Origin of the sequence: Aquirufa beregesia, from assembly GCF_011090385.1 — a bacterium.
GTDB lineage: Bacteria > Bacteroidota > Bacteroidia > Cytophagales > Spirosomataceae > Aquirufa > Aquirufa beregesia.
In genome coordinates this window covers 45,383-70,198 of sequence record NZ_SEWW01000003.1, presented here as the reverse complement: position 1 = coordinate 70,198, position 24,816 = coordinate 45,383, and the positions used below count along the sequence as shown (strand labels likewise).

The window sequence follows — 24,816 nt, the reverse complement described above, 5'->3', positions numbered from 1 at the left end:
TGACTATCTACCGTGAAATTTGTAGAAATTAATGCAATTTTACCATTGATTAATATTTACATCCACTATTCTGATAATTTTCAAATAAGATGAAAGCTAGTTTGGAGCATTTGGCAAAAGGAAGCGAAGCTTTGTCCTTCGAAATCAAGGAAGTAAAACAAGCTCGTTTTGATGCCCCATATCATTTCCATCCTGAATTGGAACTTACCTTGATTATTTCAGGAGAAGGGAAACGGTTTATTGGCAACCAAATAAGCGACTTTAGCTCAGGAGATTTAGTTCTTTTAGGATCAAATTTGCCGCATTGCTGGCAAAATCACCGGAAAGATTGGCTAACAGAAGACTTGGAGGAAAATACCGCTCAGGCTTTAGTAATTCATTTTTCTACAGATTTCTTGGGAGAGGCTTTTATGAATAAAAAAGAAAGTTCCGCCATTAAATCTTTGCTAGAGAGAGCCAATTTGGGATTTTCAATTCAAGGAAGCACTCAAGACAAAATTGCTAGGGAGATGTTATTATTAACAGGTTTAGCCCCCTTTCCTCGTTTATTGAATTTTTTACAAATCCTACATACCTTAAGTACTCAAGCAGCTGACCTTCACCCCATTGAATCTAGTGAAAGCAGTTATACATTATCTACGGTGGATTTAGAAAGAATCAATCGAGTATATGCCTATGTCATTGCCAATTATACGCATGAAGTACATTTAGATGAAGTGGCCCATTTAGCCAACATGACTGAAACGGCTTTTTGCCGCTATTTCAAAAAAGTTACCCATAAGACCTTTGTGGAATTAGTTACCGAATTCAGGATTAAACATGCCTGTCAATTGCTTAGAAGTAGCTCCAAACCCATGATTGAGATTTGTTTTGAGAGTGGATTCGGAAATCTGTCTCACTTCAACAAGCAGTTCAAACAATGGATGAAAATGCCACCATTACAATATCGAAAATTGACTTTAGAATGGCATCGGTAAAAGGGAAAAACCTAACGCTGTCAAGGTTTAAAACCTTGCCAGCGTTGGGCAAATTTCACTATTTCCCCCCAATTCCACCTTCAACTACCTGATAAAAAACTGATTATTTTTTCTCTGGGAAAAGCATACTTAAAACAATGCTCACGGTCAAAATCCCAATAATGACACCCAGTGAAGCTAAAGTCCCAAAGCCTATTTGCTCCAAATAATGATGAGCTAACATCTTGACTCCAACAAAACTCAAAAGCACTCCTAATCCCATCGGTAAAAAACGAAAGAGACCCATTAAGTTCGACAAGAAGAAAAATAAGGACCGTAATCCCATGACCGCAAATACGTTGGAAAAGAATACAATGTATGGATCCTTAGAGATGGAAAATATGGCTGGAATTGAATCCACCGCAAATAAAATATCCGTAAAAGCAATAACTACTACTACGACAAAAATGGGCGTAATGTACAATTTGCCCGTTTTCATACGCACAAAAAAGCGTCCAATGACATTCCTTTTGTACACATTAAAATATTTAGATAAAATCTTCACAACAGGATGATGTCCAGGAACCATTTCCTCCTCACTATCTTTTTTAACAATGATGCTTATTCCCGTATATACCAAAAATGCTCCAAACAGATAAATAATCCAATCGAACTTCTGTAATAGTGCTGCTCCCAAAAAGATGAAGATAAGTCGCAACACAATAGCCCCCAACACACCCCAAACTAAAATCTTTTTGTAGTAACGCTTTTGAACCCCGAATGAATTGAAAATCAAAATAAAGACAAAGACATTATCAGCCGACAAAGAGTATTCCACCAAATAACCTGTAATAAACTCCAAGGACATATTTTCCTGAAATACAGCTAGTTGATCTAAATAAGTACCCGTTCCTAATTGGATCTGTTTAGCATATAATTCTTGAACAACTTGCAAACTTGGCACATCATGAATGCCATGAACCATCCCTCCATTGAACCTCAAAAATAGATAAAATAATAGTGCTAAAATTACCCAAGCCCCACTCCAAAAACCCGCCTCTCGAAAAGTTACTTCTGACTGTGGTCCAGTCTTAAAAACACCTAAATCCACCAACATCACCGCCAAGACTCCCACTGAAAACAGAATAAAAAACAAAGTTTCGCTCATAAATATCTAATTTTGCATCAAAGCCCAAAGTTCGTAAATCTTTGGCACACATTTTATGTACGAAGGGAAAAAGGTAATTGTTGTGATGCCTGCCTATAAAGCCGCACTCACACTAGAAAAAACGTATAACGAGATTCCTCACGATTGGGTGGATGATGTCATTCTTGTAGATGACCATAGTCCAGACAATACGGTAGAAGTCGCTAAGCAAATTGGCATTCAACATGTGATTCGCCACGACAAAAACAAGGGTTATGGGGGTAACCAAAAAACCTGTTACACCAAAGCTTTGGAATTGCAGGGTGACATCGTCATCATGCTTCACCCAGATTACCAGTATACTCCATTGCTTTTAAAGGCTATGATAAGTATCATCGGTAACGGTTTATACCCCGTGGTTTTTGCCTCTAGAATCCTAGGAAAAGGTGCTTTGAAAGGTGGTATGCCCATGTATAAATACATTGCCAACCGCATTTTGACCTTGTACCAAAATATCCTCATAGGTCAAAAACTTTCCGAATACCATACTGGCTACCGGGCTTTTTCAAGAGAAGTTTTAGAAGCAGTTCCTTTTCAAGAATGTGACGATGATTTCATTTTCGACAACCAAATGGTGCTCCAATTATTTTGGAAAAAATTTGAAGTGGGTGAAGTCACCTGCCCAACCAAATATTTTGAAGAAGCTTCTTCCATCAATTTCAAACGCAGTTCCATTTATGGTTTTGGCGTATTGTGGTATTCCCTTCGTTACCGCCTAGCCAAGATGGGCTGGACTTGGGACTTAATGGGTAAGTAAGGCTATCATTTTAAATAAAAAATCCCCTGTCAAACCGGCAGGGGATTTTTGTTTAATTTCCTACAAGCGAATGGAAAGACCTACTAAAAAGTTAAATCCTGCCTGAGGATACTGAAAATTTTCAGTAATCACTTTTTGTTCATACACATAACTATACGTGTATCCATTGGATGAATACAAGGTATTGGCTACATTATTTAACAGCAAACTAGCTTGTAAATTTTTTGCCCAACTCGTCTTTATAGGATAAGTCAAACGAATATCCTGAGTCCAATAAGCTTTCAATTTCCTATTTTCATCCGAAGTATTGTCCAAATACTGTTGACCCACATATTTAGTTAACAAGCTCGTTTCCAAACTTTTCCAAATATAGGTCAATTGACTTCCCGCAATGGTCGATGGAGAATATGCGATATCTGTGGTTCCATGATTGACTATTTTCACCCCATAGGTATCATAATCAGAAATACTTTCTACAAAATTCAAGACTTTATTCTGACTCAACGTAAGATTAGCCTGCCAAGTAAAATGATTGGACAAACGATAATTTAAACTGGCTTCTACTCCCATGCGATAACTTTCAGGAACATTCGTTCGAATGGCTTCTCCCACACTATTGACCGCACCAGTCAAGACCAATTGATCTCGGTATTGCATTCGGTACAAATTCAATTGAAATGAATAATTGGATGCTGCTCTCTCAAAACCCAATTCATAATCCGTCAAAAACTCTGATCTTGGAGTTGTGCCTGGATTGTCAATAAAATCTTGTCGACTAGGCTCCTTACTTCCTACAGCCAATGAACCATACATTTTACTTGATTCAGATACTTGATGCGTCAAACCAAATTTGGGATTAAAGAAATCATAGGTCCAGATTTGACTAATATCCTGCATTTTGTCTGCTGTACCTCGCATCGAATAACCCACAGAACGGTACTGTAAGTCCAAATAACTTTGCCACTTAGCCGCCAAAGCATAATTCATTTTGACATACATATTCAAATCTGTTTTTTGTGATCGGCTTTGATACCAACGATGTCCCAAATAAGAATTTGGCATATTATCTCCAGAAATAACTTCCCCAAAATGACGACCTACATAACGGTTCCATGCTCCTCCAAAAATAAATTTGAACCCTTGATTGGCATCATAATTCAAAGCAAAAGTGCTTCCATAAAAATCATTATCCAGCCATTTCCTTCTTACTAAGTTGGTACTTGTTAACAAAACTGATCCTAGATTGATGGGAGCCAAACCGTATTTCGACAAACTGGCGTCAGCTTTATACTCTTCGTAATAACCTCTTCCATAAGTATAATGTCCATTTAAGTCCAAATTCCAATGTGTTCCCAAACTGTGATGTGTTAACAATTGATAATGATCTTGTGCATAATTATCCGTTTGATTGGGATAAGTATAATAATTGTATGTCCTACCGCTTTCTAACAGATTCTTTGCTTCCGCTTCACTCAACCAATTTCGTTCTATGTAAGCATTCATTCCTGCCACATCATTATTTACCCGGCTTTCTGGAGTTCCATACCAGGATTGAAACGTTTTTTCCTTTCCAATAAAATAATTCAATCGAAAAAAGGATTTTTTGCCAAAATAAGCAGCAGATAAATACGCGGATTGCAAATTAGATGATGCTCTGTCTAGGTAACCATTGGAAACCACGCGGGATAATCGACCATCAAGGGTCCATTTTCCAGCCAACAAGCCCGTTCCTAGTTTCAAAGTAGTTTTTAATGTCCCAAATGAGCCTCCAGAAGCATTCAATTCGGCATAAGGTTCTTTTTCAAAACTATTGGTTTGCATATTGACAGATCCTCCAAATGCTCCAGCTCCATTGGTGGACGTTCCTACCCCGCGTTGAATTTGCACGGAGGCAACCGAACTGGCAAAATCGGGCATATTTACCCAATAAGTCCCTTGAGATTCTGAATCATTCACAGGTATTCCATTGATGGTCACATTCACACGAGTAGCATCAGAACCTCGGATACGAATCCCTGTGTATCCAACGCCAGCTCCTGCATCGGATGTAGTCACAATGGAGGGAGTGAAATTGAGCAATACCGGCATATCTTGGCCCAAATTGGACTTAGTCAATTCTTTTGTGCCCACATTGGTATAAGCCATCGCTGAATTTTCATCGGCACGAGTAGCCCTAACAACCACTTCATCATTTAAAAATGAGGATTTCTTCAGCTGAATGGATACGGATTTCTCGGTAGCATGTAATACCCTGGTTTGGGTTTCAAATCCAACAAAATGAATCGAAATGCTCACCGAAGATTGCGTGCTGGTTAACACAAAATGTCCCTTACTGTCGGTAACGGTACCTCGTTGACTATCTTTTAGCTGAATACTAGCCCCCCATAGAGCTTGGGAGTTTTCCTGGTCTACGACCGTCCCTTCCCAACGGAAGGTTTTCTGCGCCCAAACTGGCACAGCCATCATGGCAATTACTGCAATAAGAAAAAATTGTGTCGTTATCTTTTTCATTTTTGAAAAGTTTAACAACAGGTAAAGGAGTCAAATCCTGTCTGATTTAACATGCTAACCCTTACATCGATGATTTTTTTGAGTTTTCAGCGCTAAAAACTCGACAAAATCCCTTCGCCGGTACTAACCGTATCAGGTTCAATGGGTATAATCTCAGCCCAAAAATTTGGGCACCCCTTTTTGTGGATGCACAAAGATACAAAAATTCCTACCTTTGCAAGCCCTAAGAAAAAATTGGCTGCCCTGATTTGGTAGATTATGATTGTAAAAGATTTTATTGCTCACTACCAACACGATGGAATTATTCAAACTCTTTCCTCGCAGATTCATCATGCCCCGAAAGGAAGTAAATTTCATATAAAAGGCTTATATGGCTCTCTGGACGCCATCATCATGGCGGCCACCAAACAAGAAAAAAGGCCTTATCTACTGATTTGCGAAGAAAAAGAGGAGGCCCATTACTTGCTCAATGACCTACAAGCATTGGTAGGAGATGCTGAAGTTTTACTATTTCCTATGTCCCATAAAAAACCCTATGAATGGGAAGAAATAGATAATGCCAATGTATTGATGCGCGCTGAAGTGCTCAATGTGCTCAGTAATTTACCCAGTAAAGACATCTATATTGTCACCTATCCAGAAGCATTAAGTGAAAAAGTAATCAATCGAAAATCACTGGTTAAAAATACACTTTCCATCCACGTGGGTGATAAAATTGACCCAAATTTTGTAGCAGAAACGCTGAATGAGTATGATTTTGAGCGGACCGATTTTGTCTATGAAGCAGGTCAATATTCCGTTCGGGGAGGAATTTTAGATGTATTTTCTTATGCGACAGAATTCCCCTATCGACTAGATTTTTTTGGTAATGAAGTAGATAGTATTCGAACCTTCCATCCGGAAACACAACTTTCCATTCAGTCCGTTTCAGCCATGCACCTCATCCCAGATGTGCAAACCAAGCTCATTCAAGAAAGTAGAGAAAGTTTTTTGAGTTTCTTCCCAGAAAACAGCATCCTTTGGATAAAAGACCAAGATATGCTCTTGGAAATTATTCAAAACTACTTCCAAAAAACACATGATGCTTTTGAAGAACTGAAAAGTCGAGGGAGTGACATTCAAATCATGTCTGATCCTTCCGAACGCTGGGAAAATAAAAAAGACTTTTTGAAATCCCTGAACCAATTTACCCAAGTCGAATACGGAAAAAGGAACCACTTAAAAAATGCGGATACCATCACCTATGCTTCCAAAAACCCAGGGGCATTTCATAAGGATTTCGAACGATTAGCCGGAGCTTTGCTCGATAATCAAACTCAAGGCTATCAAAATATCATTTGCTCGGAATCTTCCCGTCAATTGGAACGATTGGAAGTAATTTTCAATGAATTAAATACGTCGATTCAATTCAAAAACCTGCAGATTACTTTGCGCGAAGGTTTCATTGATGAGCAAACGAAAATAGCATTTTACCCAGACCATCAACTATTTGACCGATTCCATCGGTTTAAAGAAAAAAATAAATTTTCTAAGAATAAAGCGCTGACCTTAAAGGAATTGCGAAGCCTGCAAGTGGGCGATTTTGTTACCCATATTGATTACGGAATTGGTCGTTTTGCTGGATTAAACCTGATTGACACTTCCAATGGAGAACAGGAAGTCATTCGTCTGATTTATCGAGATGATGATGTGCTTTCAGTTTCCATTCATGCTTTACACAAAATTTCTAAATATTCAGGTAAGGAAGGAGCACCTCCTAGTATGTCGAAACTAGGTTCTCCGGATTGGGACAATAAAAAGTCGAGAGTCAAAAAACAGGTAAAAGACATTGCCAAGGAATTGATTTCCTTATATGCCAAACGTAAATCTGCCCCTGGTTTTTCATTTTCACCAGACACCTATTTGCAAGCCGAATTAGAATCTTCCTTTTTGTATGAAGATACTCCAGACCAAGCCAAAGCTACGCAAGATGTCAAAGCCGACATGGAAAAACCCCACCCCATGGATCGTTTGGTTTGTGGAGATGTAGGCTTTGGTAAGACGGAAATAGCTATTAGGGCTGCTTTCAAAGCCGTAGCAGATTCCAAGCAAGTAGCTGTTCTAGTCCCTACTACGGTTTTGGCAATGCAGCATTTTAGAACCTTTCATGACCGCTTAGCCGCATTTCCATGTAAAGTAGAATATATCAATCGATTTAAGTCGCCCAAACAAATTAAAGAAACGTTAGATCGCGTAGCTAAAGGTGTGACCGACATTTTGATAGGAACCCATCGATTGGTCAACAAAGATGTTGTTTTCAAAAATTTGGGACTGATGATTATTGATGAGGAACAAAAATTTGGGGTGAAGGTCAAAGACCGCTTGAAAGAAATGCGCGTAAACGTAGATGTATTGACCTTAACTGCTACACCTATTCCTAGAACCTTGCACTTTTCGCTCATGGGGGCCCGGGATTTATCCATCATAGCGACCCCTCCACCCAACCGCCAGCCGGTAGAAACCAAATTGGTCGTATTGAACGATGAATTGTTAAGGGATGGCATTAGAGAAGAGCTTTCCAGAAACGGTCAGGTCTTTGTAGTCTATAACCGAATTGGAGAACTTGAAAGTATCGCTAATCGAATTTTACGTTTGGTCCCTGATGCCAAAATTGCCGTGGCACATGGACAAATGGATGGTGATAAATTAGAAAAAATCATGCTGGGGTTCATTGAGGGGCATTATGACGTTTTAGTGGCCACGAATATCATTGAATCTGGCTTGGATATCCCAAATGCGAATACCATTTTTATCATCAATGCCAATAATTTTGGCTTATCTGATTTACATCAAATGCGGGGACGTGTGGGAAGATCCAACAAGAAGGCATATTGTTATTTAGTCACTCCATCCTTGGCTAATTTGACGAGTGATGCGCGTAAAAGATTAAGTGCATTGGAGGAATTTTCCGACCTTGGAGATGGGATAAAAGTAGCCATGCGCGATTTAGATATTCGTGGAGCAGGAAATTTATTAGGAGCTGAACAAAGCGGATTTATCAATGATTTAGGCTATGATATGTACCACAAAATCCTAGATGAAGCTGTGCAGGAATTGAAAGAAAATGAATTTAAAGCCTTGTTTGAAGCTGATTTACATGAAGTAGCTGAAACATTGAAAGTGGATTGCCAAATTGAGACAGACTTACGTGTTTTAATCCCTGATACCTATGTGCAAAGTATATCAGAGCGTTTAGCTTTATATACCCGATTGGATGAAATTGATCATGAAGAAGATCTAAATAAATTCATTCAAGAAATTGAGGATCGCTTCGGCAAATTGCCTCAAGAAGTGAGCGACATGATTGAACTAGTGAAATGTCGTTGGAAAGCACAAGTTTTAGGAATTGAAAAAATACTGTTAAAAAACAATATCCTTAAGCTTCATTTCGTTTCATCTGAGACGCATCAAAAACATGCTAGTTCCATTGTTTTGAAGGTAATCAACTTTGTCAATGCTCGAAAAGGACAGTGTCAATTGAGAGAAAAAGCAAACAAATTGATTCTTCAAGTAGACCGAATCAGTAGTATTGAAGAATTAAATACTATTTTAGTGGATATTTTAGGCTAGTTTTGAGCTTATTAATTGAATTTTATACCTTTGCTTTTCAAATTCTTACGATAAAAGATATCAATGATTGCTAAATTGAAAATTGTAATGGGGATTTGTGCTAGTGTATTTCTCTTGACATCATGTCCAAGTGGAATCAAATCTGGCGTAAAACCTAGCAGTGTAAATATCGGTTCAAAATCCTCTGCTACAGGCATTTCCTACAACCAAAAGGGTGGGTTTCAAGTAGATAAAAAATTCAGTGGCCAATTAACTGGCCCAAATTTGGTATTTATTGAAGGTGGCCGTTTCACCATGGGCTCTTTGGAAGAGGATGTATTGGGCATGCATGACAACGTGGAAAGAACCGTTTCTGTACAATCTTTTTACATGGATGAAACAGAAATTGCCAATGTGCATTATTTAGAATATTTATATTCGGTCCAAAAAGACTCCACTCAAGATTTTTACGAATCAGCTTTACCTGATACTACTGTTTGGAAAAACGATTTAGCATTTAATGACCCCTATGTGGAGCAATATTTGCGTTTCCCAGGCTTCCGTATGTATCCAGTAGTTGGAATCTCTTGGAAACAAGTAAATGACTATTGTGTATGGAGAACTGCAGTTGTTAATCAACAATTAGCTGGTAGTGATAAAGTCAAAGAAAAGAAACCTAAAAAAGGTGCTGCAACCTCAGGAACTGCTGCTACTGCAGCCACTACGAGAACGAACACCACAGCACGTTTAACGATTGAATCAGGTAGAGTGCTGCCTTCCTATCGTCTTCCCACAGAAGCAGAATGGGAATATGCAGCAAAGGCTATGATTGGTACGCAGCAAGAAGATGAAAACCAAATCAACCAACGTATTTATCCTTGGGATGGTCCTTCTTTACGCCAATCGCAAGGAAAAGCGAGAGGAACCATGTTGGCTAACTTCAAGCGTGGACGTGGTGACTATGCGGGTATCGCAGGTAAATCGAATGACGGTGCTATTATCACGACAGAAGTTTACAAGTACCCACCGAATGATTTTGGTTTATACCAAATGGCAGGTAACGTAAATGAGTGGGTACAAGATTTATATCGTCCACTTTCATTTCAAGATTTCAACGATTTGAACCCTGTTCGTAGAAATGAAAAATTAGATAAGGCTAGTCGCTACGACAGCAAAAACAATAACTCATTAATTGATAATAAGGTACGCGTTTACAAAGGTGGATCTTGGTCAGATGTGGCTTATTGGTTAGCGCCAGGTACTCGTCGTTATTTGGATGAAGATTCAGCAACGGCTACCATCGGATTCCGTTGCGCTATGATTTCCGCAGGAACAAACAAATAACATTTTCCCTTTTATTGTAAAGCCGCCAGAGCTAAAAAAGACACTTGTCTAGCTCCGGCGGTTTTTATTTTTTGACCTAATGCCAGCATCGTGGCCCCCGTTGTCAAGGTATCATCAACAATTAATACATGTTTACCTTGAATGATCGATGGATCAGCTACCTGAAATACATCTTCCAAAACATGAAATCGTTCTTGTCGATTTTGATGAATCAAGGTTTGACTATTCTTGATTCTCTCTACCCCACCCATTAAGATTGGAATATGGGTACTTAACGATATTCCTTCGGCTATGCAATGCGCTTGATTATATCCTCTTTCAAGCGTTCTTTGTTGGTGCATGGGAATAGGAAGAATCAACTCGTAAGGTTGGGGCCAATTGTACTTATTTAATTCAGCGCCACACCAAATTCCTAGAAATCGGCCTAAATCTTGGGCTCCTTTGTATTTAATTTGATGCATTAGGTGCTGAACGCGCCCTCCTTCAGAAAATAAAAAGAAACAATGTGCATCCTGATATTCCATCCATCCATCGAATTTTAGACTGAGCCAATTGGGCTTTGGAAGGAATAAACCAGGTCTTGGGAGCTCCAATCGACACCGGGTACAAAGTAAATCCTCGGATTCTAATAAGGTCTTGGAACACGCAAAACAAACTTCCGGATAAAGCAATTGTAAAATGCGCTTAAACATTTGAAAAAAGTTTTGTATTTAATTAAGATTCAGTAATTTTGCACCCCTAAATAAGAACCTAAAGTTTACATCCTAAAACCATGTAGTTCAAGTTCTTGATAATCTTAGAGAAGAGTAAAAACACTTATATCATAATTAACCTTTAAAAATGGCACGCGATTTAAAATTCACTAGAAACATCGGTATTGCTGCGCACATTGACGCTGGTAAAACCACCACGACGGAACGTATCCTGTATTACGCAGGTGTGAGTCACAAAATTGGTGAGGTACACGATGGTGCGGCAACCATGGACTGGATGGAGCAAGAGCAGGAGCGTGGAATCACGATCACTTCTGCTGCAACTACTGTAAGCTGGAAATACCGTAACGAAGATTACCATGTTAACATCATTGATACACCAGGTCACGTTGACTTTACTGTAGAGGTAAACCGTTCCCTACGTGTGTTAGATGGCCTAGTATTCTTGTTTTCTGCGGTAGATGGTGTAGAGCCACAGTCAGAAACTAACTGGCGTTTAGCTGATAATTACAACGTTGCTCGTATTGGTTTCGTTAATAAAATGGACCGTTCTGGTGCTGATTTCTTAAACGTGTGTAAACAAGTGAAAGAAATGTTAGGCAGCTACGCAGTACCATTGCAATTGCCTATCGGTGCTGAAGAGCATTTCGAAGGAGTAGTTGACTTGGTTAACTTCCGTGGTATCAAGTGGAACGAGGCTGATAAAGGTATGACATTCACTGAGGTACCTATTCCAGATGATATGCTAGAAGAGGCGACTGAATACCGTGAGAAATTATTAGAAGCAGTAGCTGAGTTTGATGAGACTTTGATGGAGAAATATTTCGAAGATCCTAACTCAATCACAGAAGATGAAATTTTGGCTGCTTTACGTGCTGCCACTATTTCCATGAAAATTGTTCCCATGGTTTGTGGTTCTTCTTTCAAAAACAAAGGAGTTCAAACCATGTTAGATTACGTAATGGCTATTTTGCCTTCACCAATGGACAAAGAAGGTGTAAAAGGAACTGACCCAAATACCGGTTTAGAAACCCTTAGAAAACCATCTGAATCAGAGCCATTTGCGGCTTTAGCATTTAAAATTGCTACTGACCCTTACGTAGGTCGTTTATGCTTTATTCGTGCTTACTCTGGTGGATTAGATTCAGGTTCTTACGTATTGAACAACCGTTCAGGAAATAAGGAGCGTATCTCTCGTATCTTCCAAATGCACGCTAACAAGCAAAATTCGATTGAGCGCTTAGGTGCGGGAGATATTGGTGCAGTAGTTGGATTTAAAGACATCAAAACGGGAGATACGTTATCTGACGAAAAACACCCAATCGTTTTAGAGGCAATGGATTTCCCTGAGCCAGTAATTGGTTACGCTATTGAGCCTAAGAAAACAGCTGATGCTGATAACTTCTCAAAAGCCATCACTAAATTGATCGAAGAAGATCCAACATTACAAGTAGAATCAAACGAAGAGACTGGTCAAACCATCATCAAAGGAATGGGTGAACTTCACTTAGAGATTATCATCGATCGCATGCGACGTGAATTCAAAGTAGAAGTTAACCAAGGAGCTCCACAAGTGGCATATAAGGAGTCATTAACTAAGACAACTGAGCACCGTGAAGTATACAAAAAACAATCAGGTGGTCGAGGTAAATTTGCTGATATCGTATTTGAAATCGGACCAAGAGAAGACGACAAACCAGGTTTAGAATTTGTGAACAATATCGTGGGTGGTGTTATTCCTCGTGAATTTATCCCTGCAGTTCAAAAAGGTTTCGACGAGGCTATGAAAACAGGTGCTTTAGCGGGTTATCCAATGGATTCCATGAGAGTACGTTTGTTCCACGGTTCTTACCATGATGTCGATTCAGATTCATTATCATTTGAATTAGCCGCTCGTATGGGTTACAAAGAAGCAGCAAAAAGTGCGGGGGCTAAATTAATGGAACCTATCATGGCTGTTGACGTAGTTACTCCAGATGAGTATACAGGACCTATCACAGGTGACTTAAACCGTCGTCGTGGTATCATGAAAGGTATGGATTCTCGTCAAGGTGCAGTTATCTTAAAAGCGGATGTACCTTTATCTGAATTATTCGGATATGTTACGGATTTACGTACTATGTCTTCTGGACGTGCTACTGCATCATTAACTTTCTCTCATTATGAATTTGTTCCGCAAAACATTGCTGACGAAGTCGTTAAGAAAGCGAAAGGATTGTAATATCCAAGCAATATATGAATGGAAAGCCCTCGAAAATCGGGGGCTTTTTTTTATTGCCCAAACATACGCCTTCCTGCCTCAATTAATTATATTTAAGTCAAAAATCTAGGCATGACAAGTAACAAAGCGGAGATATTAACTTTCCATTCCACACAAGATTGGCGGGAATGGCTGGAAAAACACCATGCCAATTCCCCAACTATATGTCTTCAATTATCCAAATTAAAAGCCCCCGAGCAAACCATTTCTTACAAGGAAGCTTTAGATGAAGCTCTTTGTTTTGGATGGATTGACAGCCAAAAACTCCCAATGGATGACCATTATTGGTTGCAAAAATTCAGTCAACGTAAACCTAAAAGCATCTGGTCCAAAATCAATATTCAGCATATTGAGCGATTGACTCAAGCAGGCAAAATGATGCCAGCCGGCTTACAAGCAGTACATGAAGCCAAAAAAGATGGTCGGTGGGAGCAAGCTTATGCTGCTCAAAGTGAAATGATTATTCCTGAAGATTTCCTAGTTGAACTGAGAAAGAACAAACCTGCAGAATTCTTTTTTCAATCCCTCAATCGAACGAATTTATTCGCCATCTACTTCAGACTTCAGTCGGCAAAAAAACCAGAAACCAGAAAAAAGAGAATGGAACAAATCCTTGAAAAACTGGCTAATGGAGAAAAATTCCATTAATCCACCCAACGCTGTCAAGGTTTGAAACCTTGACAGCGTTAGGCAAAACTACCTCATTTTTCCCTTTTCCCCCTCGAAAAAACTGATAATTCATCCCCGTTAAACAAAATATCGTTTAAGTGATTGAACGGGTTTTTCAAATAATTGATAAGAGATAAAACTGAAGGTAAACAATACCACTATCCCGTAAATATGGAATGGATCATTGATCGAAATGTGAAGTCGATTCATCAGCTGATAAAACAAATCAGGAATTAGCATATGGTACAAGTACAGGCCATAACTAACCTTTCCTATTTCTCTCAACGGTCGTATCGATAAAACCCGAGCCAAGAAACCCAATTGCAATGCTCCCAAAATCAAACCTGCTGAAAGTATGGATGTAAAAGTTCGAAAGAACAACTGCTTTCCAAGATTAATATCAGACATTAACAGGGTAGTTATTAAAAATCCGATGGCCGCCACGGGTATAATCCATTTGGCCAAAGATCTTACTTGTTCTTCTCTTCCCTCTCTTATATAATAGGCTAATAATCCGCCCCAGGCAAATGTATCCACACAAGTAATCATGTATACTCCAATACCTGCATATTGATGAATCAAAACAAACCTAGCAACTAATCCTAGTATAGTAGTGGCCCAAAGAAGCGACAATAAGCTCTTCTTAGAACTTATCCCCAAAATCAGTATGGGCCAAATGATGTAAAATTGCTCTTCAACGGAAAGTGACCAATAAGGCGAGAGCATATCTGACCAATTTTGACTTTGTTCTAACCAATGATTATACAAATACGACCAATAATAGCCTGGATGATTATAAAAATCACTGACGATTTGGAGACCTAATGGTTTTAAGACAAGTAATGAGGTCAAAACGGCATAGTAAATAGGAAAGATTCGTAAAGCTCTACGAGCTACAAAATTGCCAAATGATTTAGCGAAGGAATGGCTTTCTCTTTGACTCAGTAATATGGAAGTAATCAAATATCCACTTAATACAAAAAACAATGTAACACCCACTGGACCATTGGGAATGGTATTTATCCAATGGTTCGTGGGAAACCAATGAAAAATCAATACTAATAATATTGCTATGGCCCTAATGCCATCCAAAGCAGGTATGTATTTCATCAAGTAAATCTACAGCTAACAAAGCTAAAACATATTGAGCAATAAACCTCTTATCCTTCCTAGAGCTGCTTTATCCACGATGCGTATCTTTTGTAGAAAAGTGAAACTTCTTTCAGGTATTGGATGTATTTTTAAGATATTTTATTCCTGAGATTATGACCAAAATTATTGAAACAAGAAATATTTCCAAACGCTATGTGATGGGAGAAGAGGTAATTGATGCCTTAAAAAACATTAGTATTTCAGTGAATAAAGGTGAATATGTCGCATTTATGGGTCCATCTGGTTCTGGCAAATCCACTTTGATGAATATTGTTGGTTGTTTGGATACACCTAGTACGGGCAAGTATATTTTAAATGGTCATGATGTCAGTGAAATGTCGGAGAATGAATTAGCTGCTGTTCGTAATAAAGAAATCGGTTTCGTATTTCAAACATTCAACTTATTACCTCGACAATCCGCCTTAGATAATGTGGCTCTTCCCTTGATTTATGCAGGCTATTCCAAAAAAGAAAGAAATGAAATTGCCATGGAAACACTTAGAGGAGTGGGGCTTGACAATCGGGCTAGCCACAAACCTAATGAGTTATCTGGAGGGCAAAGACAACGTGTAGCCATAGCCAGAGCCTTGGTCAATGATCCCTCTATTTTACTTGCGGATGAGCCAACAGGTAATTTGGATACAAAAACCTCCTATGAGATTATGGATCTTTTTGATCAGCTTCACAAAAAAGGAAATACCATTGTGATGGTTACCCACGAGGATGACATTGCTCAATATGCTCACCGAATTATCCGTTTAAGAGATGGACTTATCGAGTCTGATACCATCAATCAAAACGTAAGAAAAGTAATCAAGTAATTGATTCTACCTTAAACTTTAAGCCCTAAAATTAGAGATCATTCTAATTTTAGGGCTTTTTTTGTTATATATCAAGTGTTTTTCTTGAGAAAGCGCAAGAAATTAAATTCCAGAACAGCTTTACATCCTTCATAATTGGCTATCTACCAATGGATTTATATCTTTGGAGCGTTCTAAATGTATACACCCCCTTGAAGATATTGAATTCTTCATTGCTGAATCCCTCTCTAACTCTTTGCAAATCCATCCAGATTTCCAAAGTAAAAGAGTCCGTCTGCATTTATATCACTCTAATCATTTTATTCAATACCCTCTTTTTATGACCACTTTAGCAAGCTTAGAAGCTTACCTTAAAACATTTAATCTTCTGAACCCTTCCGAAACGAAGCAATTAGCCGGATATTTTAAACCTGCAGTTTTTCAAAAGAATCAAATCATCATTGCTGAAGGAGAAATCAACAGCAAATTTTATTTTCTAGCCTCTGGTCTATTGCGGGAATATTCGTGGGTTGACCAATTAGACATGCCCGAACCTATTTCAAGATGGTTCACCTTACCCGGTAAATTTGGCATCTCAGCTGAAAGCTTTTTCCATGAAAGACCTAGTGAAATAACCTTAGATGCGCTTAAAAAATCAGAGGTATTCTACATGGAAAAGGAAGATTTAGAAAGAGCGTATATTGAAATCCCTCATTCCAACACTATTTGTAGAATTATTCTTCAAGAAACACTCGTTCAACATGAACGAATCACCTCCTTTTTACATATTAGAAATACCCAAATAAGGTATGAAGCATTTCGCAAAGCATTTAAGGATATGGATGAGCAGGTGCCCGATAAGTACAAAGCCTCCTTCCTCAATATGAGCCCATCTGAATTAAGTCGAGTACGACGAAAAATCATGGAAAATGGGTCGCTTATCGACTAATACTTGCGTTATCTCAACTTTATTTATTGATTTTTCGCAAGAATATTTCAAATAATATTTTTGACATTTGTAGTGTGATAATCGAAAAAATCTCCCATTTTTTTTGGAAAATTTGATCGTTATCGGTTAACAAGAGAAAAATATTGCAATCTGTGTTCTAAAACTATTCGTTAAAAATGGAAGTGCAATCGGCCAATTTTTTAACCTTTTTCGAATCAAATTTATTTACTTCTGTTTCGAAAATGATTTGTCACCTTATCGCTCTCGTTAACCACCTAATCACTAATAATTTCTAATATACAACGGAGGAGCCTAAAAACTCCTCTCTTGTAAAACACATGACCGACCCTTTATCATCTTATACCAACGATTTTACATCTAACCACTAGTACCCTAAAACAAAAGAGCTGCCCTTTCGGAGCAGCTCTTTCTATTTCAAAGAATTCAAACCTCTTATTTTTTCTTCTCTTTAACACGAGCAGCTTTACCTTGCTTACCTCTCATGTAGTATAAACGAGCTCTACGTACTTTACCACGACGTAATACTTCAATTTTGTCAATGTTGGGAGACAAGATTGGGAAAATACGCTCAACACCAATTCCATTAGAAATCTTACGAACCGTAAATGACTCACCAGCACCAGAATTCTTGCGTTGAATTACCAATCCTTGGAAAACCTGGATACGCTCCTTGTTACCTTCACGAATCTTAACGTGAACATTAATGGTATCTCCTGCTGCAAATTCAGGATGATCTGCTCTACGAGCTGCATTTTCTGCTTCAACTAATTTAATTAAATCACTCATCTTAATTTATTTGTTCAAACTTTGGTGATTATCAGTGCTTAGCGGTCCAATCGTACATAAGCCTCACTGATTTGGGTTGCAAAGATAGAAAAATTATTTTTTCTAAAAAACTGTTAGTCAAAAAATTGTAAATTATTTAAGCCCTTTAATCCCCCGAACAAAGGTCACTATATCCTCTCTTAAATGACTCGAATGAGCCAACAACTTCACAAAAGCACTACCAATTATAGCCCCCGAGGCCGAAGCCGAAGCTTTCAAAAAGCTCTCCCTATCCGAAATTCCAAATCCAATCAATCGGGGATTTTTCAAGTTCATTTGATTGATTCTTTCAAAATATAATTCTTGCTCTGAACTAATACCTGTTTTAGCACCTGTCGTACTAGCCGATGAAACCATATAAATAAAGCCTTGACTGACCGAATCAATCCGACGAATACGCTCATCTGCCGTTTGGGGTGTAATCAAAAAGATATTATACAAACCATATCGCTCAAAAATTTCTTGATATTCCGACTCATATTCAGCCATAGGCAAATCTGGTAAAATCAAGCCATCAACTCCTACTTCCTGGCATTTTTGACAAAATCTCTCCACCCCAAATTGTAAAACAGGGTTGATATATCCCATCAACAATACCGGAACTTGAACTTTGACTCTCAAATCTTTCAATTGCTCAAATAAATGAGCCACTGTCATTCCCTGATCCAGGGAAACCTGATTCGACTGCTGTATGGTTTCTCCATCCGCCACTGGATCAGAATAGGGCATTCCAATCTCAATGATATCTGCTCCTCCTTCTTGAAGAGCCTCCAATACGGTCATCGTATCTCCCAAATGCGGAAAACCTGCCGTAGCATATACATTTAATATAGGGCCTTTCGCCGATTCAAAAACTGCTGAAATTCGATTCATCTAAACTAAATTTAATCTTTGTTGGTATGTAGCCAAATCCTTATCACCTCTTCCTGACAAATTAATAACCACGATTTCAGTAGACTTTGCCTGCAATTTAGGTAATACCGCTAAGGCATGAGCTGACTCCAATGCTGGGATAATCCCTTCTAATTGACTTAGTTCCAAAGCCGAAGCCAAGGCCTCCTCATCAGTGATATCGTAAAAATGAGCCCTCCCCGTTTTAAATAAATGAGCGTGCATTGGGCCTATTCCCGGATAGTCCAATCCTGCCGAAATAGAATAAGGTTCTATCACTTGTCCATCCTCTGTTTGCATTAACAAACTCTTACTGCCATGCAATACACCCGACTTACCTAGAAAAGTAGTCGCAGCAGAATGTCCAGAAGTTATCCCCTGTCCTGCTGCCTCCGCGGCCACCAGCTGGGTTCTTGCTTCATCTAAATAATGATAAAAAGCTCCGGCTGCATTTGAACCTCCTCCAACACATGCCAACACATAATCGGGGTAATTTCTACCTACTTTTTCCGTCAATTGAGCCTTTATTTCTTCTGAAATCACCGATTGAAATCTTGCTACCATATCCGGATAAGGATGAGGCCCCACCACAGAACCAATGATATAGTGCGTATCAACGGGATGATTAATCCAATGGCGCATGGCCTCATTGGTAGCATCTTTCAAGGTCTTAGAACCTGATTCTGCTGCCACTACTTGTGCCCCTAACATTCTCATTCTCGCCACATTAGGCGCCTGACGTTCAATATCGATAGCACCCATATAAACAATACATTCCAAGCCCATCAAGGCACAAACGGTGGCAGTAGCTACACCATGCTGACCCGCACCTGTCTCTGCCACAATCTTATTTTTACCCAATTTCTTGGCTACTAAAATCTGCCCGATGGTATTATTTACTTTGTGTGCACCTGTATGACAAAGATCCTCTCTTTTCAAATACACCTGAGTTTGATATTTCTCTGATAATCGCTTTGCCTCAAACAAAGGTGTGGGTCTTCCCACAAAATCCCTTAATAAATCATGAAACTCTTTTTGAAAAGAAGGATCCTTGATGATATCAAGATAATGAGTTCTAAGCTCCTCCACATTAGGATAAAGCATCTCGGGAATAAATGCCCCACCAAATTCCCCATAATAACCTTTGTCGTCTACTTGATAAGTAAGTGCCATAACGCTAATTTTCTGCTAATATTTCCGAAATTTCCCGTACTTCTTGTACATCTTTCAACCCAGCCTTGATTTCCACTTTGCTATTAAAATCAAGCGCATAAATTGGATATTTTTTACTTAATTCAATTGCCTCCACTACATTCTCTTTGCTTAAACCGCCTGCCAAAATAAAAGGCTTTCCAACTGTATATGCGGCTAATATATCCCAATCAAATCGCTGCCCCGTTCCACCTGTTTGCTTTCCTTTTTTGGTATCAAATAAATAAAAATCAGGCGCTAAACCCAACCCTTCCACATCCTGTTTATCTGCCACCGAAATGGCTTTTATCACAGTTAATCCTGCTTTTTTCAGTGCCAAAATCTCTTCATCTTTTTCTTCGCCATGCAACTGAACCCAAGTAAATCCCGCTCTCTGTGATAAATCAATAATGCTGGTAACGGCTCGATTCACAAATACCCCCACAGCGATGGTTTTACCCAATACTGCTTGAGGTATCACAAAATCCTCTCCCACATACCTGGGTGAAGCTTCTGCCCAAATAAACCCCATATAGTCCGGCTTGGCCTTGGCCACTTCCTGGATATTATCCATTTCTCGCATGCCGCAAACCTTCCATTTCATCTTAACCTTGATTTAAAAAATCCAACAAAGCCTTGCCTGGAGCTTCCGTTTTCATAAAACTTTCTCCAATCAAAAAGCCTTTATATCCATATCCTCGTAATTCTTGAATTATGTTGGGACCTGAAATACAACTTTCAGATACTTTAATACAAGTAGCTGGTATTTTTTCTGCCAAACGCTTCGATGCTTCCACATTCTGCTCCGCGAAATTCTTCAGATTACGGTTATTCACTCCCACTACAGAAATATGCTCACCTAAACTCCGATTCAACTCTGCTTCATCATGCACTTCCAGCAATGTTTCCATGCCCAATGATCGTGCCAGCGTTCCTAACTGTTTTATTTCCTGAGGACTTAATGCCGCCGCTATCAACAAAATCACATCAGCACCCATAGCCTTTGCCTCCACAATTTGGTATTCATCTACCATAAAGTCTTTGCGCAGAATAGGAGTATGGGGATTAGCCCGACGAGCCTTTTCAAAGTCCTGATCCGTTCCTCCAAAAAAGGGGGTATCCGTTAATACCGACAAACATGCAGCACCAGCAGCAGCATAGGCTTGGGTCACTTCTTCTACCGTTAAACGATCATTGATCACTCCCTTTGAAGGCGATTTTCTCTTAAATTCAGCAATAATTCCCGTTGACGCAGGCTGCGTTAAAGACATTGATAAGGAATGGCAATTCCGCGCAAAAAATCCCGTTTTCTCCAATGCATTCATGGAAATGTGTGATTTCCTTTCCGCAACTTCTTTCCTTTTGGAATCTAAAATTGTAGCTAAAATACTCATCTTAATCCATGATAAATTTCTTGAAAACCTGAAAAGCTCTACCACTTTCCAAAGACTCTTTGGCCATTAAATAACCATCTGACAAATTACTTACCTTTTCTGCAACGAGCAAAGCCGCTCCCGCATTGGCCAAAACCACTTGGGTTTGAGCAGGTGTACCTTGTCTTTGTAATATCTTATATAACATATCGGCAGACTGCTCTACATTGGCGCCTCCGCTTAAATCTTGAGATTGAAACGTTTCGCAACCAAAATCACCTGGGAAATATCGAGTTTCCCCTACTTTGGTAGTCAATAAAAATGAACTCGTTAAAGAAATTTCATCATATCCATCTTCTCCAAAAACGATTCCAAATTTCTTACTTCCAGATGCATAAAATTGCACAAACAAGTCATATACTTCTTTGGCATAGACCCCAGTTAATTGCTTACTAACCAAAGCAGGATTCATCAAAGGGCCTAATAGGTTGAAAAAGGTTTTCATCCCTAATTCCTTACGAATAGGACCTACATGGCGCATGGCTGGATGAAATAATGGAGCATGTAAAAAACAAATGCCCGAAGATTCCATTTTACGCTTTAAATAGCTGGGGTCATTACTGAACTTCACCCCTAAAAACTCCAATACGGTAGAAGAACCAACGGCCGAAGAAACACCATGATTGCCATGTTTCGCGATCTTTTGTCCAGCACCTACCACCACAAAAGATGAAGTGGTACTGACATTAAAGGTATCTTTCCCGTCGCCACCCGTGCCACATACATCCATGGCATCAAACTCCGTCAGGTCAATGGTTACTGCCAATTCCATCATGGCGGAAACAAATCCCTTTAATTCTTGAACTTGAATAGGTGTATACCAATAACTGACTAAAAATGCAGCAATTTGACTAGGATTGATTCCTCCTTGACCCATGCGCAACAATACATCTTTTGCCTCTACTTCGGTTAAAGAATACCCTTGAACTCGCTTACTTAATATATCTTTCATGTTTTATTGAATCCAATTTTTAATCATTTGCAATCCATGTTGCGTTAAATAGGCCTCTGGATGAAATTGCACTCCACGCACATCGTACCTCTGATGAGCCTCCGCCATCACATATCCTTTATCATCCACTGCCGTAATTTTTAAATCAGAAGGCATGCTTTCTGGGATAACCGTCCATGAATGGTAGCGGCAAACCTCGAATCGAGCCGGTATTCCTTGAAATAATCTTTCTGTAGGATCAATAACGACACATTCGGTAGTTACTCCGTGCAAGACCTCCCCCATATTTTGCAATTTCGAACCAAAAGATTCCGCTATGGCTTGATGTCCCAAACATACCCCTAAAATACGCTTGCTAGAAGCATACTCCTTCAATAAATCCAACATAATACCCGCTTCTGAGGGAATTCCCGGACCAGGTGAAAGTAAAATATGATCATATGCCTTTACTTCTTCTAAGGCTATTTTATCATTTCTAAACACATCCACCTCTGCCCCAATCTCTTTCAATAAGTATACCAAATTGTATACGAATGAATCATAGTTATCTATTACTAATACTTTCATGGCTTCTTATGCTAAATTTTCAGCTACATCCAAGGCCTTTTTCAGCGCAGCTAATTTGTTATGTATCTCTTGCATTTCACTGGCTACTACGGATTTAGCCACAACACCCATCCCTGCTTGATAAAACAAGGTATTTCCTTTACTCAAAAAGGTTCGAATAGCGATGGCATGATTAAAATTGCCTTCAAAATCCATAAAACCGATGGCTCCTCCATAAATATGGCGGTTAGTCGGTTCCAAACGATTGATAATCGTCATGGCATTGTACTTAGGAGCCCCACTTAAGGTTCCTGCAGGAAACGTATCTGCCACCATTTGCAAAGGATTAACTCCTTTTTGTAAGGTACCCGTCACTTTTGACACTAAATGTATCACATGAGAAAAGAACTGCACTTCTTTAAAGGTCTCCACCTTCACATTATCAGCACTTCTACTTAAATCGTTTCTTGCCAAATCCACTAACATCACATGTTCTGCAGATTCTTTCGGATCAGCAATCAATGCTTGAGCAAGCTCCGCATCTCGAGCATCATCTCCAGTCCGACGGAATGTTCCCGCAATTGGGTGAATTTCTGCCAAATCATGATCAATTTTGATTTGTTTCTCTGGCGAAGCCCCAAAAATGCGATATTGTTCATAATCAAAAAAGAACAAATATGGGGATGGATTTACCGAACGCAACGCTCGATACACCTGGAAATCATCTCCTGTAAAAGTTTGACTGAACCTTCTGGAAGGCACTATTTGAAATACATCTCCTCGCAAACAATGTTTAATACAAGTCTTTACAATTTCTTCAGTCTGAGCCTCTGTTAAATTACTTTGTTCTTCACCTACCCTTTTAAATGCCTCTAAGGTATAATGTGGCATTTCCAAATGATAAGTGACTGCATCCAAATTCGGTGTTTGACCATCTAAATAACTGTGAGCATACCAAGTCATTTGGTTATTGAAATGGTTCAATGCCACTACATAGCGATATACATAATATCGAATGGATGGGATGGCTGTTTCCGGATTTTTATCTTGAATCTGGATATCTTCAAAATATGTGACTGCATCATAACTGATGTGACCAAAAAGTCCATTGGACATCGGAGAATCACCAGCTTCTCTTTGATAAGTAAAACGAGAAGAAAAATCTTGTAATACCTTCACGGCATCTTTCGGATGATCTAATCGGAAAGTTTCAACTGTTCCGTCAGGGAAAGTCTGAGTGACAAGCTGCTGATCCAAAACAAAACTAGCTACGGGATCAAAGGCAATATGAGAAAAACCATGCTCTCTACCGTGGTAATCAGCACTTTCTAAAATAACAGAATTTTTATAGTTTTTTCTGATTTTCAAGAAAATACCAATGGGTGTCAGCGTATCAGCTAACAAAGTCTTCCTAGTGGTATGGATGGTAAATTTATTTGAACTGGACATGAGGCTATCGGCAAAATTAAAATAAAAAGGCTTACTGGGAACAGCAAGCCTTGAGTAAAACATATCATATACACACAGCAAAACTGTTCAAGGAAATTTTAGCCTTGCCACCAGTTTTTGTTGTATGTTGTTTTAGTCATTTCTATAATAATTTGATGCAAATGTAATCTGAAATATGGTAAATCAAAATTTAAGGATAAAAAAAACTAGGCATTCCTTTCTACTAAATCCCATAAATTGCCATATAAATCAGCAAATACCGCCACTTTACCATATTCTTCCACGCTAGCTTCCCGAACAATCTGAACATCCTGAAACAGTAAATTTTGATAATCGCGATCAAAATCATCCGTATGTAAAAACAAGAAAACTCGTCCTCCTGTTTGATTCCCGATTCGTGATGCCTGTTCTTCATTAGCTGCCTTAGCCAATAATAATTGACAAGAACCATCTCCCACTGGTTTGACAATAACCCACCGTTTCGTAGGACTCATGACCGTGTCTTCCACTAAGTCAAAACCCAGCTTTTTCGTATAAAAAGCAATGGCTTCATCATAATCATCCACCACAAGAGAAATTTGTGCAATCCTTTGATTCATCAG

21 protein-coding genes and 1 riboswitch are annotated in these 24,816 nt (G+C 39.0%); of the genes, 8 read left to right on the top strand and 13 right to left on the bottom strand.

Features of this window, described 5'->3' with window-relative positions:
* The first annotated feature begins 89 nt into the window (after positions 1-89).
* On the top strand, positions 90-977 hold the full coding sequence (locus EWU23_RS06305; protein ID WP_166229939.1) for an AraC family transcriptional regulator: 888 nt from the start codon (positions 90-92) through the stop codon (positions 975-977).
* 103 nt (positions 978-1,080) lie between these two features.
* Here EWU23_RS06305 and EWU23_RS06300 read toward each other — a convergent pair whose 3' ends face one another.
* A complete protein-coding gene (locus EWU23_RS06300; RefSeq protein WP_166230367.1) occupies positions 1,081-2,130 on the bottom strand; it encodes a TerC/Alx family metal homeostasis membrane protein in 1,050 nt (349 codons plus the stop codon).
* 49 nt (positions 2,131-2,179) lie between these two features.
* Here EWU23_RS06300 and EWU23_RS06295 point away from each other — a divergent pair, with 49 nt between their 5' ends.
* Complete coding sequence (locus EWU23_RS06295; protein ID WP_166229937.1) at positions 2,180-2,920, top strand: glycosyltransferase family 2 protein; 741 nt, start codon at positions 2,180-2,182, stop codon at positions 2,918-2,920.
* Between the two features lie 60 nt (positions 2,921-2,980).
* Here the strand turns inward: EWU23_RS06295 and EWU23_RS06290 are convergent, their stop codons facing one another.
* Positions 2,981-5,431, bottom strand: a complete 2,451-nt coding sequence (locus tag EWU23_RS06290; RefSeq protein WP_166229935.1) for a TonB-dependent receptor — start codon at positions 5,429-5,431, stop codon at positions 2,981-2,983.
* A gap of 92 nt (positions 5,432-5,523) precedes the next feature.
* Positions 5,524-5,619: riboswitch (TPP riboswitch) on the bottom strand.
* Positions 5,620-5,689: 70 nt separating this feature from the next.
* Between EWU23_RS06290 and mfd the strand changes: the two genes are divergently transcribed.
* Both mfd and gldJ read left to right on the top strand, forming a co-directional pair.
* Positions 5,690-9,040 carry a transcription-repair coupling factor gene (gene mfd, locus EWU23_RS06285; RefSeq protein WP_166229933.1) on the top strand — a complete coding sequence of 1,117 codons (3,351 nt, stop codon included), beginning with the start codon at positions 5,690-5,692 and terminating at the stop codon, positions 9,038-9,040.
* Between the two features lie 63 nt (positions 9,041-9,103).
* Positions 9,104-10,363: a gliding motility lipoprotein GldJ gene (gene gldJ / locus EWU23_RS06280; protein WP_235942165.1), complete on the top strand. Its 1,260-nt coding sequence runs from the start codon at positions 9,104-9,106 to the stop codon at positions 10,361-10,363.
* An 11-nt stretch (positions 10,364-10,374) separates the two neighbouring features.
* Here the strand turns inward: gldJ and EWU23_RS06275 are convergent, their stop codons facing one another.
* Positions 10,375-11,055, bottom strand: coding sequence for a ComF family protein (locus tag EWU23_RS06275; RefSeq protein ID WP_166229931.1), 681 nt, complete (start codon positions 11,053-11,055; stop codon positions 10,375-10,377).
* Positions 11,056-11,203: 148 nt separating this feature from the next.
* Here EWU23_RS06275 and fusA point away from each other — a divergent pair, with 148 nt between their 5' ends.
* Positions 11,204-13,297 (top strand): elongation factor G, encoded by a 2,094-nt coding sequence (gene fusA / locus EWU23_RS06270; protein WP_166229929.1) that lies wholly within the window; start codon positions 11,204-11,206, stop codon positions 13,295-13,297.
* Positions 13,298-13,408: 111 nt separating this feature from the next.
* On the top strand, positions 13,409-13,984 hold the full coding sequence (locus tag EWU23_RS06265; RefSeq protein ID WP_166229926.1) for a YdeI/OmpD-associated family protein: 576 nt from the start codon (positions 13,409-13,411) through the stop codon (positions 13,982-13,984).
* A 99-nt stretch (positions 13,985-14,083) separates the two neighbouring features.
* Here EWU23_RS06265 and EWU23_RS06260 read toward each other — a convergent pair whose 3' ends face one another.
* Positions 14,084-15,115, bottom strand: coding sequence for an acyltransferase family protein (locus EWU23_RS06260; RefSeq protein WP_166229924.1), 1,032 nt, complete (start codon positions 15,113-15,115; stop codon positions 14,084-14,086).
* Between the two features lie 155 nt (positions 15,116-15,270).
* Here EWU23_RS06260 and EWU23_RS06255 point away from each other — a divergent pair, with 155 nt between their 5' ends.
* Both EWU23_RS06255 and EWU23_RS06250 read left to right on the top strand, forming a co-directional pair.
* Entirely contained in the window at positions 15,271-15,978 is a 708-nt protein-coding gene (locus EWU23_RS06255) for an ABC transporter ATP-binding protein (RefSeq protein ID WP_166229922.1), read from the top strand.
* A 319-nt stretch (positions 15,979-16,297) separates the two neighbouring features.
* Positions 16,298-16,906, top strand: coding sequence for a Crp/Fnr family transcriptional regulator (locus tag EWU23_RS06250; RefSeq protein WP_166229920.1), 609 nt, complete (start codon positions 16,298-16,300; stop codon positions 16,904-16,906).
* 453 nt (positions 16,907-17,359) lie between these two features.
* Here EWU23_RS06250 and rplS read toward each other — a convergent pair whose 3' ends face one another.
* From rplS to EWU23_RS06205, 9 genes are all read right to left on the bottom strand, one after another.
* The gene (gene rplS / locus EWU23_RS06245) at positions 17,360-17,713 is read right to left on the bottom strand and encodes a 50S ribosomal protein L19 (RefSeq protein ID WP_109322003.1); all 354 of its coding nucleotides are present in this window, start codon (positions 17,711-17,713) and stop codon (positions 17,360-17,362) included.
* Between the two features lie 132 nt (positions 17,714-17,845).
* Positions 17,846-18,625, bottom strand: a complete 780-nt coding sequence (trpA, locus tag EWU23_RS06240; RefSeq protein WP_166229918.1) for a tryptophan synthase subunit alpha — start codon at positions 18,623-18,625, stop codon at positions 17,846-17,848.
* Positions 18,626-19,816 carry a tryptophan synthase subunit beta gene (gene trpB / locus EWU23_RS06235; protein WP_166229916.1) on the bottom strand — a complete coding sequence of 397 codons (1,191 nt, stop codon included), beginning with the start codon at positions 19,814-19,816 and terminating at the stop codon, positions 18,626-18,628.
* Positions 19,817-19,820: 4 nt separating this feature from the next.
* Entirely contained in the window at positions 19,821-20,438 is a 618-nt protein-coding gene (locus tag EWU23_RS06230; protein WP_166229914.1) for a phosphoribosylanthranilate isomerase, read from the bottom strand.
* Position 20,439: 1 nt separating this feature from the next.
* Positions 20,440-21,228, bottom strand: a complete 789-nt coding sequence (trpC, locus tag EWU23_RS06225; RefSeq protein ID WP_166229912.1) for an indole-3-glycerol phosphate synthase TrpC — start codon at positions 21,226-21,228, stop codon at positions 20,440-20,442.
* A gap of 1 nt (position 21,229) precedes the next feature.
* Entirely contained in the window at positions 21,230-22,219 is a 990-nt protein-coding gene (trpD, locus tag EWU23_RS06220) for an anthranilate phosphoribosyltransferase (RefSeq protein ID WP_166229910.1), read from the bottom strand.
* A 3-nt stretch (positions 22,220-22,222) separates the two neighbouring features.
* Positions 22,223-22,786, bottom strand: a complete 564-nt coding sequence (locus EWU23_RS06215) for an anthranilate synthase component II (protein WP_166229908.1) — start codon at positions 22,784-22,786, stop codon at positions 22,223-22,225.
* Between the two features lie 6 nt (positions 22,787-22,792).
* Positions 22,793-24,214, bottom strand: coding sequence for an anthranilate synthase component I family protein (locus tag EWU23_RS06210; RefSeq protein ID WP_166229906.1), 1,422 nt, complete (start codon positions 24,212-24,214; stop codon positions 22,793-22,795).
* A gap of 206 nt (positions 24,215-24,420) precedes the next feature.
* Positions 24,421-24,813: a VOC family protein gene (locus EWU23_RS06205; RefSeq protein ID WP_166229904.1), complete on the bottom strand. Its 393-nt coding sequence runs from the start codon at positions 24,811-24,813 to the stop codon at positions 24,421-24,423.
* Positions 24,814-24,816: the final 3 nt, after the last annotated feature.

Bases quoted from the DNA above. Each gene is read 5' to 3' on its own strand.
- EWU23_RS06305 (WP_166229939.1), top strand. From the start codon at position 90: ATGAAAGCTAGTTTGGAGCATTTGGCAAAAGGAAGCGAAGCTTTGTCC.
- EWU23_RS06295 (WP_166229937.1), top strand. From the start codon at position 2,180: ATGTACGAAGGGAAAAAGGTAATTGTTGTGATGCCTGCCTATAAAGCC.
- EWU23_RS06290 (WP_166229935.1), bottom strand. From the start codon at position 5,431: ATGAAAAAGATAACGACACAATTTTTTCTTATTGCAGTAATTGCCATG.
- mfd (WP_166229933.1), top strand. From the start codon at position 5,690: ATGATTGTAAAAGATTTTATTGCTCACTACCAACACGATGGAATTATT.
- gldJ (WP_235942165.1), top strand. From the start codon at position 9,104: ATGATTGCTAAATTGAAAATTGTAATGGGGATTTGTGCTAGTGTATTT.
- EWU23_RS06275 (WP_166229931.1), bottom strand. From the start codon at position 11,055: ATGTTTAAGCGCATTTTACAATTGCTTTATCCGGAAGTTTGTTTTGCG.
- fusA (WP_166229929.1), top strand. From the start codon at position 11,204: ATGGCACGCGATTTAAAATTCACTAGAAACATCGGTATTGCTGCGCAC.
- EWU23_RS06265 (WP_166229926.1), top strand. From the start codon at position 13,409: ATGACAAGTAACAAAGCGGAGATATTAACTTTCCATTCCACACAAGAT.
- EWU23_RS06260 (WP_166229924.1), bottom strand. From the start codon at position 15,115: ATGAAATACATACCTGCTTTGGATGGCATTAGGGCCATAGCAATATTA.
- EWU23_RS06255 (WP_166229922.1), top strand. From the start codon at position 15,271: ATGACCAAAATTATTGAAACAAGAAATATTTCCAAACGCTATGTGATG.
- EWU23_RS06250 (WP_166229920.1), top strand. From the start codon at position 16,298: ATGACCACTTTAGCAAGCTTAGAAGCTTACCTTAAAACATTTAATCTT.
- rplS (WP_109322003.1), bottom strand. From the start codon at position 17,713: ATGAGTGATTTAATTAAATTAGTTGAAGCAGAAAATGCAGCTCGTAGA.
- trpA (WP_166229918.1), bottom strand. From the start codon at position 18,625: ATGAATCGAATTTCAGCAGTTTTTGAATCGGCGAAAGGCCCTATATTA.
- trpB (WP_166229916.1), bottom strand. From the start codon at position 19,816: ATGGCACTTACTTATCAAGTAGACGACAAAGGTTATTATGGGGAATTT.
- EWU23_RS06230 (WP_166229914.1), bottom strand. From the start codon at position 20,438: ATGAAATGGAAGGTTTGCGGCATGCGAGAAATGGATAATATCCAGGAA.
- trpC (WP_166229912.1), bottom strand. From the start codon at position 21,228: ATGAGTATTTTAGCTACAATTTTAGATTCCAAAAGGAAAGAAGTTGCG.
- trpD (WP_166229910.1), bottom strand. From the start codon at position 22,219: ATGAAAGATATATTAAGTAAGCGAGTTCAAGGGTATTCTTTAACCGAA.
- EWU23_RS06215 (WP_166229908.1), bottom strand. From the start codon at position 22,786: ATGAAAGTATTAGTAATAGATAACTATGATTCATTCGTATACAATTTG.
- EWU23_RS06210 (WP_166229906.1), bottom strand. From the start codon at position 24,214: ATGTCCAGTTCAAATAAATTTACCATCCATACCACTAGGAAGACTTTG.
- EWU23_RS06205 (WP_166229904.1), bottom strand. From the start codon at position 24,813: ATGAATCAAAGGATTGCACAAATTTCTCTTGTGGTGGATGATTATGAT.